The sequence below is a fragment of the Ferroplasma sp. genome, assembly GCF_031200575.1.
Taxonomy (GTDB): Archaea; Thermoplasmatota; Thermoplasmata; order Thermoplasmatales; family Thermoplasmataceae; genus Ferroplasma.
This window is the reverse complement of the sequence record NZ_CP133597.1, coordinates 1596864-1612984: the sequence shown is the minus strand read 5'-3', so window position 1 is coordinate 1612984 and position 16121 is coordinate 1596864. Positions and strand designations below refer to the sequence as shown.

Sequence of the window (16121 nt, the reverse complement as noted above, 5' to 3'; positions counted from 1 at the left end):
TAACACTACGTAAGCCTATGGTAAAACGTATTATGGAGCGGTTTGAAAGTTTGCTGCCATACAGTGAGGCAGTTTCCATATTCGATGCTGTGCCATGGCATTTGCCCGGCCGTGAAAGGGTAAATATTGAGGATGCTGCAGGTAAAATTTCTGCATGCAGTGTATTTTCACCTATGGACATTCCTGATAAGAATAAGGCTGCCATGGATGGTTACGCTGTAAAACACATAAATACATCCAATGCCTCGGATCATAACCCTGCAAGGCTTGAGCTCTCCGGTGTGAATATGGCAGGAGGTGGTGCAGGATACCCGCTTAAGGATGGGCAATGCAGGGAAATCTATACAGGTTCCATCATGCCAGAAGGTGCAGATGCCGTAATCAAGGTTGAAAATTGTGAACAATCTGGCGATTATATTTACATTTACTCGCCGGTACTTGCCGGGGAAAATGTAGCTTCAATAGGGGAGGATATAAGCAGGGGGAGCCTTATACTGGGAGAGAAATCCATAATAAGGCCCCAGAACATTTCATCCATGACTGCGGCAGGCATTAAATCAGCCACCGTGTACCGGAATATTACAATCGGCATTGTAAATACCGGAAGGGAACTGGTAACTGGCCAGATAAATAATTCCACGGGGTCCCTATTAAGATCATTTTACAGGCGGGCATTCATGGATATAATAGATGGTGGCATGGCTGATGACAGTGTGGATTCCATAATAGAAAAGATATCAAATATCAGGAAAAAATGCGATATAATTATAGTAACAGGAGGAAGCAGCCTGGGAAGGAAAGACCTAACCACTGATGCAATATCCAGACTGGGCAAAATGCTGTTTTCAGGTGTTTCCATAAGGCCTGGACGGACTATAGCCCTGTTCAATGTGGATAATATGCCGGTTCTATCAGTGTCAGGCCTTCCTGTAGCTGCCCTTATGTCCTCTCTAATTTTTGTAAACAGATATGTACAGAATGCTTTTGGTCTAGAGATTACAGAAAAAGCCCCGGCAATACTGGAGGAGAGGATACATAACAAAACAGGATTTACAACATTTCAGGTTATGAATGCATTTGTGAAAGGGGGAGAACTGTATGCAAGGCCACTGGAAACAACGGCTTCTGGAAGGATATCCTCGCTTCTCATGGGAAATTCCTTTACCTTAATAGGTGAAAACCTGGAGGGCATGGAGAAGGGTAGCAGAATAATAATCAATGTAATAGGTGATATAAAATGGGAATGATTTTTCATAATCTTATAAAATTTAGGGAAGCTGAAGAAAAGATAAGGATTAATTCTAAAAAGATTTCAGAAACAGAAAGGATAAAGATAGGCGACTCCTGTGGCAGGATATCTGCTGAGGATATATTCAGCGCCAGCAATCTTCCACTTTTTTCCAGATCCCAGGTTGATGGATATGCGGTGATTGCATCTGATCTTGCTTTTGCATCGCGGGATGCTCCCGTATCACTGGAGCTTTCCGGTGAAACCAGTATAGGAGAACCGGCAGTTAAATTCCCCGGGAATGGAAAATGCATAAAGGTACCTACTGGGGGCGTTATTCCGCTGGGCGCCGATGCCATGGTGCCATTTGAGGATACAGAAACAGAGGGAAACCGTATCCTATTCTTCAATAAGATAGGGCGCTTTCACGAGCTTTCCAACTCCGGCATTGATGTAATAAAGGGTGAACGGCTGCTTGGCAGGGGGTCAATCATAGACCCGAGGAGCATTGCTGTGATGGCATCTACAGGAATAGGAACTGTAAATGTAATCCGGAAGATCAGGATAGGCATAGTATCAACAGGGAATGAGCTGCTTTATCCGGGCCAGGAATATGAAGAGGGCAAAATCTATGAGTCAAACAGTATATCTGTGTATTCTGAGCTTAAAAGGCATCCCGGATTTGAAGTCAGGAACTATGGAATCATAAGGGATGACTATTCAGAAATAAAGGATGCTATAGATAGCTCCATAGAAGAGAATGATGTAACCATTACTATCGGTAGCACCTCTGCCGGAGATCATGATATGGTTTACCTTATACTTGGTGATAAAAAACCGGGAATAATCTTCCATGGAATTAGGGTTAAGCCCGGGAAGCCTGCAATATTTGCAAAATCAGGAGATAAATTGATCTTCGGCCTTCCGGGATTTCCGGTATCATCCATGATGATACTTTATTCCCTTGTTATCCCGGCACTATTCTCAATGGCCGGCCATATGTTTTCTTACACTGAAATAAATGCCATATCGGGGGATCGTATTGATCTTCACCAGGGCAATACCGATCTTCTTCTTTTAAAACTGGTCAACCGCGCCGGGTCATATTATGCCTATCAGGTACCCGGCAATTCAGGTTCAATATCAAGAATAAGCAGGGCAGCCGGCTTTTCCATAGTGCATTCAGATTCATCATATCTTCCCCGCCATTCCAGTTTGGGCGTGAAACTATTTACTCCAAAAATCCCAGAGATTTTATTATACGGTCAGTACCTTCCCGCCATGGAGCATATTCCCGGTGGGATACTTGATATATCTACATTTGTTGAGGCGGGAAAGAATGAAATTGTTAGGTCAATGGCATATGGAGATGCAGATGTTTATTTATGGAACTACAGGGAACTGCCTGACATGGCCAATTATTACGATTCAGCAACATTCAAAATCCCATATGGAGTTGCCTACAGGCATGGTAATTATAAAACCATGGCGGTTATGTATCAGGGTTCAGGGCTCTATGAATATTCAGAAGGAATATCAGGGCCTAATGACATAACCTACCTTGACAACCCGGAAATTATCTGTGATTACGTAAGAAACGGAAGATGTGATGCTGGAATAACATACAGGCAATATGCTGAACTTTACTCTCTGGAGTTTGAACAGAAAGGCTGTATGCCATTCCATGTAATTATAAATAAGGACAGCAGGAGATACGAAGACCTGAAAAATGCCTTTGCATCCCTCGCTGGAGCAAATAAATGATAGCAATAGTTTTCGCAAAGAAAAGCCAGAGGCTCATGGGTAAGCACAGAATGGATCTGTGTGGGGAACCGCTAATAGAGAGGGTTTCAAGGATAATTCTCCAATCCAGTTTATTCGATGAAATAATACTTTTTACAAAGGACCCATCGGTATCATCGAAATATTGCAGGACAGAATATGATGCAACTGGCGGCATCCTCATTGATTCTATTCTATATTGCATTGAAAAATACAGGAGATTCCTGGCAGTTGGTGGGGATATGCCATATATAGATGCATCACTGATTCGCAGTATAATTAGCAATTACCATGGAGAAGCTATTGCATGCATATCTGGTGGATTTTACCAGCCTCTCTTTACCATTTACACCGAAAAGCTCTATAAATCCATGAAAGAGTACAGGAATTCTGGCGGTGAAAGTATAAGCAGGTTTCTTAGTATCTCTGGCATAGAAACTATTGATGTCGGTGGCAATCAATTACAGAGCATCAATTATATCTCTGATCTTTATGAGGCAAGAAGGCTTCTCTGTGGTGGCAGTCTTTAAGAGAATATATTAATTTCCAGATTATTGTGCAATAATATCAAGGAGTCTGGCGATTTCTTCAGGGTAGGCGATGCATTCGCCCTTATAGGTGCCGTTGTTGGCTTTTATAATATAATTGTATCCGTATTTTAAATAATCCTCATTGCCGAGGACAAGAAATCTGGTGCCATTTCCATAGTCCCTGAAACCTTCTATAAAAATTATATCATAATCCCTATTTTCATTGATTATTCTGTCAAGTTCCATACGCTCCCTTACCATTCTATATGTTCTTCCTGGCATTAGCCCGTAAGTTGCATGGGCACCGGCGTTTTCCATTATCCATGTATCCTTTCCACTGGTATCCAGTGATATGTTGTCATGGGGGATGTCCTTTATGTAAACTATTTTATACCTTCCGGAAAGGATAGAAATAAGATTTTCAATCACAGTGGTTTTTCCAGATGAAGAGGATCCAAAAAATGTAAAAATTTTCATGTAATTGTATTGTAAATTAATATAAAATTTTAAAGGAACAGGTGGTATCCCAGTGCAAAGTTCAATGTAGCGGCAAAGGTAAGATACATAAGCCATGTGCCTGTAACCAGCTGGAAGAATGCCTTGGCCCTCCCCCATGAAGATGAGTGCATCAGGCTTGCAGGTATATCATTGATATACACAAAGGCAAGAAGTATGAACAGGATCATTACCGGTATATCATGCCCGAGACCAAAGACAAGTGCCCCTATTATTGAAATCCACAGAAAACCCACCGCCATAAATCCATCCACTGTGGTATCTGCATTTTTGTACTTGTTATATCCAAGTGCAAACCAGTGTACACCATAAGCAGTGAATGCGAGCCCGGCCATGTACAGTATTGGTGAAGACCTGAATGCAGTGAATACAGTCAATCCCAGAAATATATATGTTCCGGTAAGGAACTGCATAAATCCAGGCATAAAGATACCCCACAAACCCATGGCATGGTTAATGTTTTCGTTGCTTTCCCTTGGGTATTTGAAAAATGTAGCCCCTCCAAAAACAAAATAACCGATTCCCAGACCGAAGAACCCAACCGCCAGAGGCGGTAAAGCCGCAGCTATCATAATTTTATAATCATTAGTCGTATTTAAGCACTTGTATTTTGTTAAACATATTGCATATATAATGCGGTGAACATAGGAAATTCACTGAAGCCTGTAAATATTATGGACGGTATGACCAAAAACATGAGAAGTAAGAAATCCCCGTACCATAAGATATAAATAATAATGAATCCTTGTATAATTGTGATAACATGGCTGCAGGGAAAATTTCTATTGACGGGATTCAATTCAATGCAGACCGGGATAAAACAGTATTGCAGATAATGATGGAGAATAACATTGATATTCCCCATGTGTGCTACAATCCTGCCCTGGGTGCAATAGAATCCTGTGATACTTGCATAGTAAATGTGGATGGCAAATATTTGAGGGCATGCTCAACAAAGGCCAGGAATGGCATGCATGTGAAGTATAATGATTCTGAAGTTAAGGCAAGGCAGGTAGAGGCAGTCAATAGAATATTGCACAACCATGACCTTTACTGTACTGTCTGTGAAAATAATAACGGAGACTGCGCCCTTCACAGTGCTGTGGATACGCTAAGCGTTACCAGGCAGAAATATCCGTTTACAACCAAGGGATATGAAGTGGATTCAACCAATCCATTTTACCGGTATGACCCTGATCAGTGCATTCTATGCGGAAGATGCGTGGAGGCATGCCAGGATGTAGAGGTTAATGAAACATTGCATATAGACTGGTCCCTTGAAAGGCCTCGTGTTATATGGGACGACGGAAAGGCGATAAATGATTCCTCATGTGTATCGTGCGGCCACTGCGTTACAGTATGCCCGGTAAACGCATTAATGGAAAAATCAATGCTGGAAGAGGCAGGTTATTTTACGTCACTTACCAGAAAGGCAAAATACAATCTAATCGAATTTGGGAAGGACCTTGAAAAGCCCGTGGGAAATGGCTTGATAATGAAAATCAGCAATATTGAGGCAAAAATGAGGGAGGAGCAGATAAAAAAGACCAAGACCGTATGCACGTACTGTGGTGTCGGGTGTTCCTTTACAATGTGGACCAAGGGTAGAAAAATCTTGAAGGTGCAGCCAGAGGTTGAATCACCTGCCAACGGCATATCAACATGCATAAAGGGAAAATTTGGCTGGGGCTTTGTTAACAGTGAAGAACGCCTGCAATATCCACTTATAAGAAAGAACGGTGAGTTCGTCAGGGCATCATGGGATGAGGCCATAAAATTTGCCGCAAAGGGACTGAAAAAGGCTGCAGATAAACACGGAAACGAATCAGTTATGTTTATAGCATCCTCGAAGGGGACTAATGAGGAATCATACTTAATGCAGAAGCTTGCCCGGCAGATATTTCATAACAACAATGTAGACAATTCATCAAGATTCTGCCAGGCGCCTGCCACAACCGGGCTCTGGAGAACGGTTGGCTACGGTGGGGATGCCGGATCTATCCAGGACATATATAAGTCAGAGCTGGTGATGATTGTGGGGGCTAACACTGCAGAGTCACATCCAGTGCTTGCAACCAGGGTAAAGAGGGCACATAAGCTCAATAATCAGAAATTAATAGTTTCTGACCTCAGGAAAAACGAAATGGCGGAAAGGGCAGATATTTATCTCCATCCTATACCCGGTACAGACATAGTGCTTTTATCTGCACTTTCTAAATATATAATAGACAAGGGCTGGTACGACAAAGAGTTCATAGAAAAGAGGGTAAACAACTTCGATGAGTACCGTAAAAGCCTTGAAACATTTACTCTGGAAAACGCATCTAAAATAACAAAAATTCCTGAGGATAAGATCATAAAAACGGCTGAAATGATACACAGTGTAAAAAGCATGTGCATACTGTGGGCAATGGGAATAACCCAGCACTCCGCAGGTTCAGATGAATCAACGGCCATTTCCAACCTGCTTCTAGTAACAGGCAATTATGGCAGGCCAGGAACAGGTGCATATCCACTGAGGGGGCATAACAATGTGCAGGGTGCCAGTGATTTCGGATCAATGCCAACATATCTTCCGGGATACCAGCCAATAAAGGACGAGGAGGCTGTTAAAAAGTTTGAAAAGGCGTGGAATACTGAACTTTCAAGAAAACCCGGCATTGATAATGTATCATGCATAGAAAATATAGACAACGATAAGGTCAAGGCAATGTACGTTATTGGTCAGGAGATTGCATCCACCGGCCCCGACGCCGGAAAGACGAGGGATGCACTGGAAAAACTCGATTTCCTGGTTGTCCAGGACGTATTCTTCTCTGAAACTGCGAAGTATGCAGACGTTGTGCTACCTGCATCGGTGAGCCTTGAAAAGGAGGGAACATTTGTTAACACAGAAAGGCGCATACAGAGAATTTACCAGGTTATGGAACCATACGGTGAAACAAGGCCGGACTGGGAGATTATACAGGGAATAGCCAATTCCCTTGGGGCTGGCTGGCATTACAGCCACCCCTCTGAGATAATGGATGAGGCCTGTTCTCTATCACCCATATTCAATGGGGTAAGCTATGAAAGGCTTGAGGGATTCAAAAGCCTTCAGTGGCCAATGGTGGACGGTAAGGACTCAGAGTACCTGTATTCGGACAGGTTCAATTTCCCAGATGGAAAGGCAAGGCTTTACCCACTTTCATACAGGCCGCCACTTTCCATATCTGAGGAGTATCCACTACATTTGAATAATGGCAGGATGCTGGAGCATTTCCACGAGGGGAATGAAACCTTCAAAACTGAGGGAATAAAAGAAAAGGTTCCGGATACATTCCTGGAAATATCACAGAAACTTGCAGATGAGTATGGAATAAACACAGGAGATTATGTTCGCGTTATTTCAAAATGGGGGAGCATAAAACTCCGCGCCCTCATCACTGAAAGGGTAAGTGGGAATGAGCTTTATATGCCAATGAATGCAGCTTCTGATGATGCTACTGTAAACCTTCTCACATCCTATAACAGGGACCCTGACTCAGACACACCATCATATAAGGAATTGCCCGTGAAAATCAAAAAATTGAAGGGCAATGGTGGAACTCCATTACCTGCTAACAATTCAAGGTACGGGACCCCGCATCCACAGAAGGGGATAATGGTTGGCGAGAAATGGAAGAGATCGGATTATGTAAAATTAACGGATGATTAAAATGTCTAAACCTATAGAATATATTGAGGAAAAGGAAACTGAGGAGGATTCGCTTATACCGGATGAATACAGGGAAAGCCTTGGGTCTTTTCTGAAAACGATCAAGAATCTCAACGATTCTGGGTTTCTTACACTGATTAACGCCATGGCAGCAAATTATAAGTTTATAATGGACACGTTTTCAGACCAGTTTAACTCTGACACAACAAAAAAATCGATTACAAATATTATGAGCATATTTGACCTCCTATCAAAACTTGATCCAGATGTGACTGTTAACCTGATGAATCGCCTGGGTGATTCTATAAATAGTGCCGGCAAGCTTCAGGATAAGGGGCTTATGGATATCATGAGGATGCTCAACGATAAAACTGTTGCAGGATATATAACCCTGATTTTGAAGATACTGTCCGGCCTTCAGGAGAAAAAATGAGCGGATTTATAGAAAGAAAAATATTACGGGTCAATAACGGACTTCCTGAAAAAGAAACCGATACGATCACTGTGGAGGAGCCACTGGAAATTAAAATAATCCATAATGAAATTGAATACAGCGTATCAGTTATAATGCGGACTCCTGTGGACGATTTCTCACTTGCGGCTGGATTTCTATTTACAGAGGGGATAGTGAAGGAGAACAGCATAAAAGAAATTAAATATTCAAATTCAGTAAAAATTTCAGAAAGGAACAATATAGTCCAGGTTGAAGTTTCTGATTTCGAGGAAAATCTTCTGGGCAGGAGGAATTTCTATGTAAATTCCAGCTGTGGTGTCTGCGGCAAAACCAATATAGATGATATATTTGTAAAATCTGGGGAGCTTATAAAAAATAAAAGTGTTCTGAATTATGAGGATATCCTAGAAATGCCAGAAATAATGAAAAGGTCACAGAAAATATTTAACAGCACGGGCGGAATCCATGCGGCTGCTATTATAGACTATTCTGGAAATGTTCTTTCAATGGGTGAGGATATTGGAAGGCATAATGCAGTTGATAAGGCCATAGGGAACATGATCCTGAAGGGAATGAAAAGAAACCCGGAGGCGGTGCTTCAGGTAAGTGGCAGGGCTGGATTTGAGATACTGCAGAAAGCCGCAATGTTCGGCATCCCTGTTGTGAGCTCTGTATCAGCACCATCCTCACTTGCCGTTGAACTGGCCGATGAGTTCAATATTACTCTTCTATCATTTGTCAGGGGAAACAGGTTTAACTTATACACACACGGTGAGCGTATAGAACTTAGAAATGGCTATTCGCAGACTTCATGCAATTGATATATTAAACTAGTAAATATTTCTATTATTTAAGCAGGTCCGCAAGCCTCCTGTAGAGCGTATCATCGCAGGGATAACTTAAATAATCTGAAATGAACTCATCCGGGTTATTTTTATATCTCAGGAATCTGCTGATATATTTTTTTAACTGTTCCAAAGATCTTTTATCTGGCTGCCTGAAGTCTATTCCATTAGAATTTTCACCGGTATTTATTTTTCCCCTCAGGCTGATATAACCTATGGCAATATCGATATTATTTACATCTATGCTATTCTTTATGGCATAAAGTATACGGTAAGCAAGCAGCTGTACCCTGTGATGCGATGATCTCTCAGTTGTTTTGTCTGTTTTATAATCAAGGATTACATACTTCTTTCCGTTCCCGAATACTGCATCAAGTTTTCCATAGAACATTATTGAATCGGGCTCATCAGAGAACTCCGGAAACATCTGATTTACCCTTGCTATGACAGAAACCTCTGATTCTATCTGATCCACACCATATGTGGATTTTATCTGATTTATGACAGCCTCTATATTGTCAAGCACTTTTCTGTCCTTCATGGATAATATTTCCTCCTGGATTTCTCCCTTGTAAAGTGATTCCGCCATCTCATGGGCATTTAACCCATAATAAAGGGCCTCTGTTTTTTCATTCAATTTTAAAATATTATTTTTTAGGAGCCAGTAAGGGTTGTCCAGGCTTATAAGAGAGTAGGATAGGACGTTTTTTGATTTGAAAAATTCATATATTTTTTCCCTGAGCCAGCCATCATTCTGCTTAATAATCTTCTCTGAAGCTTCATGGTTTCCTGAAACAAACTGAAAGTATGCCTCATCATACTTTGTTTTATCGGGCACAGGGGATTTTTCACTGAAAGCCTCATCTATAACCAGATCTGAATATTCAGGTATGAGATAGGTTGGTGCCTCCCTTGTGGACGCGCATATCCACAATTTTTCCCTTGCCCTGGTAAATGCAACAAAATCAATTCTTATACTTTCGTTTTTTAATTCATCGTCTACGTCTATGCCCTTAACTGTTTCTATTATGGATGAAACTATAAGGTCTATATATGCGTCTGATACCCTGGGTTTTTTTGGCAAATATACAACGCGGTCAAATTCCCTGCCCTTGGCCTTATGCACAGTCGTAAGAACCAGTTTTGACCTGCTGGCTTTAACGCCATTTTCTGAGTATGACAAATCAAGGAAGTCGAAGAAGTTTTCTCTTGTATATTCCTTTTCGCCCTGAAAAAACTCATCAATGGAAGACTTAACAGTGGATGCTGTTAAGAAATATTCCGGGCTGATTGATGCTGCCACAGGCAGTATTCTTGTGTCGAATAGTTTTTTTATCCCCTCCCTTGATAGCCCCATGTTCCTCAGTGAAAAAAATGGGTTTCCACGGTCGAACCTGTCTATGGTGCTGTCATCACCCTGCAAAGATTCAGAAATTTCAAATGCCTCCTTGAGAGGTAACCCTGAGAATGGTGTTACCATGGCAGAGAGAATATCATCATTCGCATCATAGAAAATCCCACGTAGAAATAAGGTAATGTCCCTTTTTGCCTCGTTTACCGAATGTACATTTGAATCGCTGGAATAATCAATATTATACTTATCAAGGAGTGTTGAAATCATATCTATCTGGGCGTTTGTCCTTGCAATTATTCCGGTTGTGCCATCATGGCTGGTTATTTCTGATATCCTATTAATAAGGGATTCCTCAGGCGATTCAGACTGTATTATAGTGACTTTATCACCCCTCTCATGCACACCCCTGAAGTTCTCAAGTTCTCCTGCATCTTTTTCGAATTTCATGTAGTAATTTTTGGAATACTTCAGGATTGTATCTGTACTCCTGTAATTTGTTTTCATATTTTCCTTTGCCACGCTTTCATCAGCAAGCAGAGAATTGAATACAGATAGGGCACCACCCTGGAATCCGAAAATAGACTGCTTTCTGTCCCCCACCATGAATTTTATCTCTCCGGAGGATTTTGCAATTGATGCCTCTATATCATTAATATCCTGCAGTTCATCCACGAACACATATTTATAGATCTTCTTTCCACGGAATTTCTGAAACTCAAAAAGCAGGTCATTGAAGTCCAGATTTCCCTTTTTTTCCTCGTAGTATTTGAAAGCCTGGTAAAAATAATCAAATAAATACTGTTCCTCATCACCACTAATATTTCTTACCCTTCCGGTAGAGAATTTTTCCCTTATATTTTCTGATATCTCCTCCCTATGATTTTCTATATCTACCGGAGTAATGCCGAAACTTTTTATGTACCTTATGGCATTTTCCAGCTTGGGAACTATTTCATTAACCACGTAATCACGGCCGTAATTGAAGGCCTTCAGCTCCCTCAATTTTTTATATATAAGATACCTGGCGAGATTGTATGAAATAATGGAATTTTCTGATTTAATACCGGGTAGATGGTTGAATGCCAGTGCGTGGAACGTATATATGTTTATATCATAGGCAGTATATCCTGTAATTTTGGCTGAAAGCAATTTCTTATTTATAGTATCCTGGAGCTGTGCTACCGCATTATTTGTGAATGTAATGCAAAGTATACTGTCCGGTGATACCCCTTCCTCTATGAGATGAACCACCTCATCTGCTATCCTGGTTGTTTTACCTGTGCCTGGATTTGATATTACAAGAGTATCCTTATTTATCATTTAGAATCTAATGTTGTACTGTTTAATAAATTATAAGGTTTTCATGGGTTGCAAATAGATTTTTTAATGAATTATTTGATTAAACTTAATATACGTAAAAATGATACACAAGAGCAGAGGTTACCGAGTTAGGACAAAGGCGCTAGATTAAGGGTCTAGTCTCGAAGGAGTTCGCGGGTTCAAATCCCGTCCTCTGCATAAATATAAAGATTTTGAATGTTGAATATTCCTGTCAAAAATTTAAGAACTAAACTTATTGAAAAAATATGAGATAATCCTCATATGGGCTTATTATCCTTATAAAGAGATTTTTATATTAATCTTAAGCAATATAACATCGATCTGCAGTATTAATAGTAAATAGAAAGAGAGAAATCATCATTTATAAGCAACAGAATAACATATAATATCAATTGATGGAATTAATCCTCATATAGTAGCTGAAAATACTATTATATATTGAAACAATAAATATAAAAATTTAATAATTTTAGTTGAATAATAGTTATCTAACGTGATAATGAATTACACTGTAATTTAAAAAATAAAAAAATTATTTAATATTCTTTTATTGCGGATTTAACCTTCTCAAACAGTTCGGGGGTTATTTCGTTTATTCCATGTGCATTCTTTGCATGTGCCTGTATTACCGGTATTAACTGGTCCACAGAGTCAGCCTTTACGTCAAATCCACAATCCATCCCTATATCCTTGCATTTAAATTCGTATCCCATTTCTATCACATCACTTATTATTCCTTAATATTAAAAATAGGCATATCACATGTGTAATGCATTTATAGATTATTAAAAATGTATTCCTCTATTATCTTTTCTATGCCACGCCTCAATGTTGCCTGTACAGACTTTTTACTTATTCCCAGTTCCTTCGCTATTCCATCAAGGTCTATCTTCCTGTTAAAATCAAAATATCCCATTGAATACGCCGTGTACAATATTTCTTTCTGCCTCAATGTTAATTCCCCCGGCAAATGGTCATCAACTTCATAATACCCATATTTTATACCGGTAATGCTCTCCTGCAAATTCTTTAATGAATTCTTATCTTTTAAAAGAATCTTATACTGTACTTTCTGGTTCTCAAAAATTTTTACTGATATTATCATGGCTCTGGAGATCGCTGATGCTCTGCATATTTCACAGCTTTTTGTTTCCATCCATGTTTTATCCCTCTGATTTTTGTACACTGTTATATTATCATCCTTGAGAATTTCCCGGTTTTTAGAGTAATTCTCAATTCCCAGAAGATGGTTTGTATCCTCTGTTCCGGGATTGATCTGGAATATTCTGGCACTAACGTTAACTGTTGAGAGCTTCTTAAGAACCTCACATGATGGTTTTTCAGCGGTTAGTATAATTTCTATTAGGTTGGCAGGCATTTATATGTTATAAACTATGTGTTAATAAATTATAGTTTTTTGACCGGAAAGCGGTAAGCCCCATACCCTAACTAAGGGAAGCCATCTTCTATGTCTTTCATAATTACCGTTTATCCTATCCATTTCTGTTTTCCAGGTTAAACTCATTAAGAATGCTCCTTACTTTGATATATATATTTTCAGTACACGATACAATAATCTGCCTGTTTTCCATTTCACCTGAAAGTGCCATTGCCATAGAGGAAACATCAGTGATATCCTGTTTTCTGCCACCAAAGTATACTGTAGCATAATTCTTTATTCTGCCCTTGCCTGAAAAATAAAGAGGTGGCACTATATCTAATATATAGTCATGAGGATTGAACGTTTTCAGAGCCTCCTTAACGCATTCCACTTTTTCTTTGGTGTAACTTGCCCTATAAGAAACCTTAAACAGTTCACGGTTCATGATGCGTTTTAACATATATGAGGAATTCCCGACCCTGATTTTCTCCATAAATTCAAAATCATTTAGCTTTATATCCTCCCTGCTTCTGTCTTCCATATCAATATATGCATATCCTAGCATTTTCTGTGCTATTCTGCACGTTTTATGGAAATAGACAGTATTGAACATCAGGATTCTGGTTATTATAATGGATTCAATTGTTGGTATAGATTTTTCAACCCCCACCAGCTTATTATCATCCACCATTACGGTATTGAATAATCTCTTGTAATCGATCTGTCCCATTGTTACGCCACAGAAGAGTGCATCCCTTCTTAGGTAATCTATTTCATCCACATCTATGGGTCCGCTGACCATTTCAGAAAACAGCGGGTAGTTTTTTGATGTGCCTGTAGCAACATCTGCTATATCTTTCGGATCATATCCGTATTTTTTCAATATATCAGGTATATCGCTATCATCATACTGTGCTGATCCTGTAATGATTTTCTCTGTGATATCTTCATGAACCACCCCGTAAAGGCTGTGAAACTCCTCTTCTATTCCATGGCTGAATGGCATATGCCCTATATCGTGGAGCAAAGCAGCAAGGACTGGAATATTGCTTTCAATTCCCAGAGCTTCCATAAGTTCTTTAGCAAGAAACATGGATCCGAGGGAATGTTCAAATCTTGTGTGATTTGCCCCGGGAAATACGGTATTGCATAAACCTAGCTGCTTTATATACCGTAACCTCTGAAAATACTTTGAATCAACTATTTCGTTGAATATCCCCTCTATTTTTATCGGTCCGTTTACAGGATCCTGGATAATCTTGTACATAATAATCATAATACTGGACACGCCTGGTTCAGTCCAGGTGTTTTGGTAGCGTCCTCCACTTCCTCTCCTCCCCGCACCCTCTCAGCATCGATGGTCCAGGATACCGTTGTTCCCTTCCGGGCCTGGCGGGGTTTTCCCGGTAAATTGCATGCATATCTTCCTTTGAAGTTATACATGCAAACCCCCGATCCAAAAGGACAGAGACTCTACGATTCCATGGAGACTGCCAAAGGCCTGGTTGCCCTTGCCAGGCAGTCGCCCCCGCATTTCGGCACGGGTCACAGGGAGGGCCTAGCTCCCCGGTCTAGTCCAGTATAACAGCAATGTAGACATGTTAAAAAAATTTTGCTATTGTTTGAAATATTGCCGTGCCCTTATATAATCATTCGGATAATTAAGATTGAAGAAACTATTATCCTCTATTTCTATGTTAGTATACGATAGCTCCGTATCCTCTGGCCTTTTAAAGAAAATTGATATTCCAGAGAGTTCACCGTTTACCTTCAAGGTTGCTATGTCAGTTCTGACATTATCTGATAATCCAATGAAAATGTTTAAGAGATTTTTTGAAAATATAACATCTGCTGGAAGAATAAGTGCAGGGACAGAACATAAGCCCAGTGAATACCTAAGATCATCAGCGTAGTTTCCAGTGCCAACTATTATATTAGTTCCCTTTATATCTGATAGAAATTCTGTATTTTTTGTGATACAAATATTTATTTTAAAACCAGCATCCTTCAATGAGGCAATAATTCCATATAACACTGGCATGCCGTTAATATTCAGAAGCATTTTTTTAACATTTCCCATTCTGCTTCCCTTTCCGCCAGCCATTATTATTGCATCCACAGACTTTAATGGTTAATATATAATTTAGTTTTTCTTTACATTTCCATGCTTGATATTATAAAGCATACTTATCGGGAGGAATATTGAAATTACGGCAGGAATAATGTAATAAATCTTCATGTGCTGATCTGTTAAAACAGGGACTAAAAAGCTTAGGATAATAAGAAGTATCAACAGATATAGTATATTTTGTATTTTTCTTCCACTATACGTCTCCCTCATGGATAATAGATAAAAAATGCATCTATAAATCCATATTCAATAATAATACCTGGTATAATTACTGTAATTAAGTTAAAAAATGCCCCACTTTTTTCCAGTAAGGCGCCATATTCAGATATCCAATAAAAAAGTAAACCTATAACAAAAATCAAGGCGGCCGATAGTGCAGCCATGTATACATTTATTTGTTTGCGTCTTTTTAAATTTTCCTGTATCATTTTATCACCAAGGCGGAGACACAGAAGGCCATACAGATTGATGCAGCACCAAGCTAATGGCAAATTCTGGGCTTGATTTGGATTCAGACGTTAAAAATGGAAAATACAATGGCGGTCCTGAATATACTAATTTTCCATTGAAATTATACGCCCGATTTGAATACGCCCCAATTTCAGCATAGGCTCCTATATTCCAAGGGTTGTACCAGTTCCCTTCAGAAACACCTATCTCTGCTATGGTAATATTAGAATTCTGGAATGATTCCATGATAGTATTATACTTATCTTCACCGGTCCATATTCTTCCAGGCATTTAGATTACCTCCTTTATATATTTATATAAATTATTCATTATATATATCTCTTTAGATGTGTATAAGTTTAAACTATCCATAACCATCTGTAACTTTTCAATAATATATTATAGACATATT

The 16121-nt window shown here is 39.6% G+C and carries 15 protein-coding genes, 1 tRNA gene and 1 other RNA gene; 7 read left to right on the top strand and 10 right to left on the bottom strand.

Features of this window, described 5'->3' with window-relative positions:
- Positions 1-17: 17 nt before the first annotated feature.
- Genes RE471_RS08515 through RE471_RS08505 form a run of 3 tightly spaced genes read left to right on the top strand, consistent with a single transcriptional unit; the run spans position 18 to position 3540 of the window.
- The gene (locus RE471_RS08515; protein WP_309214423.1) at positions 18-1247 is read left to right on the top strand and encodes a molybdopterin molybdotransferase MoeA; all 1230 of its coding nucleotides are present in this window, start codon (positions 18-20) and stop codon (positions 1245-1247) included.
- Entirely contained in the window at positions 1238-2992 is a 1755-nt protein-coding gene (locus RE471_RS08510) for a molybdopterin molybdotransferase MoeA (RefSeq protein ID WP_309214422.1), read from the top strand. The genes RE471_RS08515 and RE471_RS08510 overlap by 10 nt, the downstream gene beginning before the upstream one ends.
- Positions 2989-3540, top strand: coding sequence for an NTP transferase domain-containing protein (locus RE471_RS08505; protein ID WP_309214421.1), 552 nt, complete (start codon positions 2989-2991; stop codon positions 3538-3540). The genes RE471_RS08510 and RE471_RS08505 overlap by 4 nt, the downstream gene beginning before the upstream one ends.
- A gap of 21 nt (positions 3541-3561) precedes the next feature.
- Here the strand turns inward: RE471_RS08505 and RE471_RS08500 are convergent, their stop codons facing one another.
- Positions 3562-4017 carry a molybdopterin-guanine dinucleotide biosynthesis protein B gene (locus RE471_RS08500; protein WP_309214420.1) on the bottom strand — a complete coding sequence of 152 codons (456 nt, stop codon included), beginning with the start codon at positions 4015-4017 and terminating at the stop codon, positions 3562-3564.
- Between the two features lie 29 nt (positions 4018-4046).
- Positions 4047-4628 carry a hypothetical protein gene (locus RE471_RS08495; protein ID WP_309214419.1) on the bottom strand — a complete coding sequence of 194 codons (582 nt, stop codon included), beginning with the start codon at positions 4626-4628 and terminating at the stop codon, positions 4047-4049.
- 191 nt (positions 4629-4819) lie between these two features.
- Between RE471_RS08495 and fdhF the strand changes: the two genes are divergently transcribed.
- The 3 genes from fdhF to fdhD are packed head-to-tail and all read left to right on the top strand — an operon-like array spanning position 4820 to position 9028.
- Positions 4820-7753: a formate dehydrogenase subunit alpha gene (fdhF, locus tag RE471_RS08490; protein ID WP_375379274.1), complete on the top strand. Its 2934-nt coding sequence runs from the start codon at positions 4820-4822 to the stop codon at positions 7751-7753.
- A 1-nt stretch (position 7754) separates the two neighbouring features.
- Positions 7755-8186: a hypothetical protein gene (locus RE471_RS08485; RefSeq protein ID WP_309214417.1), complete on the top strand. Its 432-nt coding sequence runs from the start codon at positions 7755-7757 to the stop codon at positions 8184-8186.
- Positions 8183-9028: a formate dehydrogenase accessory sulfurtransferase FdhD gene (gene fdhD / locus RE471_RS08480; RefSeq protein WP_309214416.1), complete on the top strand. Its 846-nt coding sequence runs from the start codon at positions 8183-8185 to the stop codon at positions 9026-9028. The genes RE471_RS08485 and fdhD overlap by 4 nt, the downstream gene beginning before the upstream one ends.
- Before the next feature lie 25 nt (positions 9029-9053).
- Here the strand turns inward: fdhD and RE471_RS08475 are convergent, their stop codons facing one another.
- Positions 9054-11726 carry an ATP-dependent DNA helicase gene (locus tag RE471_RS08475; RefSeq protein ID WP_309214415.1) on the bottom strand — a complete coding sequence of 891 codons (2673 nt, stop codon included), beginning with the start codon at positions 11724-11726 and terminating at the stop codon, positions 9054-9056.
- A gap of 113 nt (positions 11727-11839) precedes the next feature.
- Here RE471_RS08475 and RE471_RS08470 point away from each other — a divergent pair.
- A tRNA-Leu gene (locus tag RE471_RS08470) sits at positions 11840-11924 on the top strand.
- Between the two features lie 359 nt (positions 11925-12283).
- On the opposite strand, the gene RE471_RS08465 is transcribed toward RE471_RS08470, so the two are convergent.
- The 7 genes from RE471_RS08465 to RE471_RS08435 all read right to left on the bottom strand — a co-directional run bounded on the left by RE471_RS08465 (position 12284) and on the right by RE471_RS08435 (position 16000).
- Positions 12284-12460: a DUF1059 domain-containing protein gene (locus tag RE471_RS08465; protein ID WP_309214414.1), complete on the bottom strand. Its 177-nt coding sequence runs from the start codon at positions 12458-12460 to the stop codon at positions 12284-12286.
- A gap of 62 nt (positions 12461-12522) precedes the next feature.
- Positions 12523-13125, bottom strand: coding sequence for a helix-turn-helix domain-containing protein (locus RE471_RS08460; protein ID WP_309214413.1), 603 nt, complete (start codon positions 13123-13125; stop codon positions 12523-12525).
- A 115-nt stretch (positions 13126-13240) separates the two neighbouring features.
- On the bottom strand, positions 13241-14404 hold the full coding sequence (locus tag RE471_RS08455; protein WP_309214412.1) for an HD domain-containing protein: 1164 nt from the start codon (positions 14402-14404) through the stop codon (positions 13241-13243).
- Positions 14405-14406: 2 nt separating this feature from the next.
- Positions 14407-14710: signal recognition particle sRNA (gene ffs, locus RE471_RS08450), an RNA gene on the bottom strand.
- A gap of 33 nt (positions 14711-14743) precedes the next feature.
- A complete protein-coding gene (locus tag RE471_RS08445; protein WP_309214411.1) occupies positions 14744-15247 on the bottom strand; it encodes an NTP transferase domain-containing protein in 504 nt (167 codons plus the stop codon).
- Positions 15248-15465: 218 nt separating this feature from the next.
- On the bottom strand, positions 15466-15687 hold the full coding sequence (locus RE471_RS08440; RefSeq protein WP_309214410.1) for a hypothetical protein: 222 nt from the start codon (positions 15685-15687) through the stop codon (positions 15466-15468).
- A 4-nt stretch (positions 15688-15691) separates the two neighbouring features.
- On the bottom strand, positions 15692-16000 hold the full coding sequence (locus tag RE471_RS08435; protein ID WP_309214409.1) for a hypothetical protein: 309 nt from the start codon (positions 15998-16000) through the stop codon (positions 15692-15694).
- Between the last annotated feature and the right edge of the window lie 121 nt (positions 16001-16121).

Bases quoted from the DNA above. Each gene is read 5' to 3' on its own strand.
- RE471_RS08435 (WP_309214409.1), bottom strand. From the start codon at position 16,000: ATGCCTGGAAGAATATGGACCGGTGAAGATAAGTATAATACTATCATG.
- RE471_RS08465 (WP_309214414.1), bottom strand. From the start codon at position 12,460: ATGGGATACGAATTTAAATGCAAGGATATAGGGATGGATTGTGGATTT.
- fdhF (WP_375379274.1), top strand. From the start codon at position 4,820: ATGGCTGCAGGGAAAATTTCTATTGACGGGATTCAATTCAATGCAGAC.
- RE471_RS08510 (WP_309214422.1), top strand. From the start codon at position 1,238: ATGGGAATGATTTTTCATAATCTTATAAAATTTAGGGAAGCTGAAGAA.
- RE471_RS08475 (WP_309214415.1), bottom strand. From the start codon at position 11,726: ATGATAAATAAGGATACTCTTGTAATATCAAATCCAGGCACAGGTAAA.
- RE471_RS08440 (WP_309214410.1), bottom strand. From the start codon at position 15,687: ATGATACAGGAAAATTTAAAAAGACGCAAACAAATAAATGTATACATG.
- fdhD (WP_309214416.1), top strand. From the start codon at position 8,183: ATGAGCGGATTTATAGAAAGAAAAATATTACGGGTCAATAACGGACTT.
- RE471_RS08505 (WP_309214421.1), top strand. From the start codon at position 2,989: ATGATAGCAATAGTTTTCGCAAAGAAAAGCCAGAGGCTCATGGGTAAG.
- RE471_RS08495 (WP_309214419.1), bottom strand. From the start codon at position 4,628: ATGATAGCTGCGGCTTTACCGCCTCTGGCGGTTGGGTTCTTCGGTCTG.
- RE471_RS08500 (WP_309214420.1), bottom strand. From the start codon at position 4,017: ATGAAAATTTTTACATTTTTTGGATCCTCTTCATCTGGAAAAACCACT.
- RE471_RS08460 (WP_309214413.1), bottom strand. From the start codon at position 13,125: ATGCCTGCCAACCTAATAGAAATTATACTAACCGCTGAAAAACCATCA.
- RE471_RS08485 (WP_309214417.1), top strand. From the start codon at position 7,755: ATGTCTAAACCTATAGAATATATTGAGGAAAAGGAAACTGAGGAGGAT.
- RE471_RS08515 (WP_309214423.1), top strand. From the start codon at position 18: ATGGTAAAACGTATTATGGAGCGGTTTGAAAGTTTGCTGCCATACAGT.
- RE471_RS08455 (WP_309214412.1), bottom strand. From the start codon at position 14,404: ATGATTATTATGTACAAGATTATCCAGGATCCTGTAAACGGACCGATA.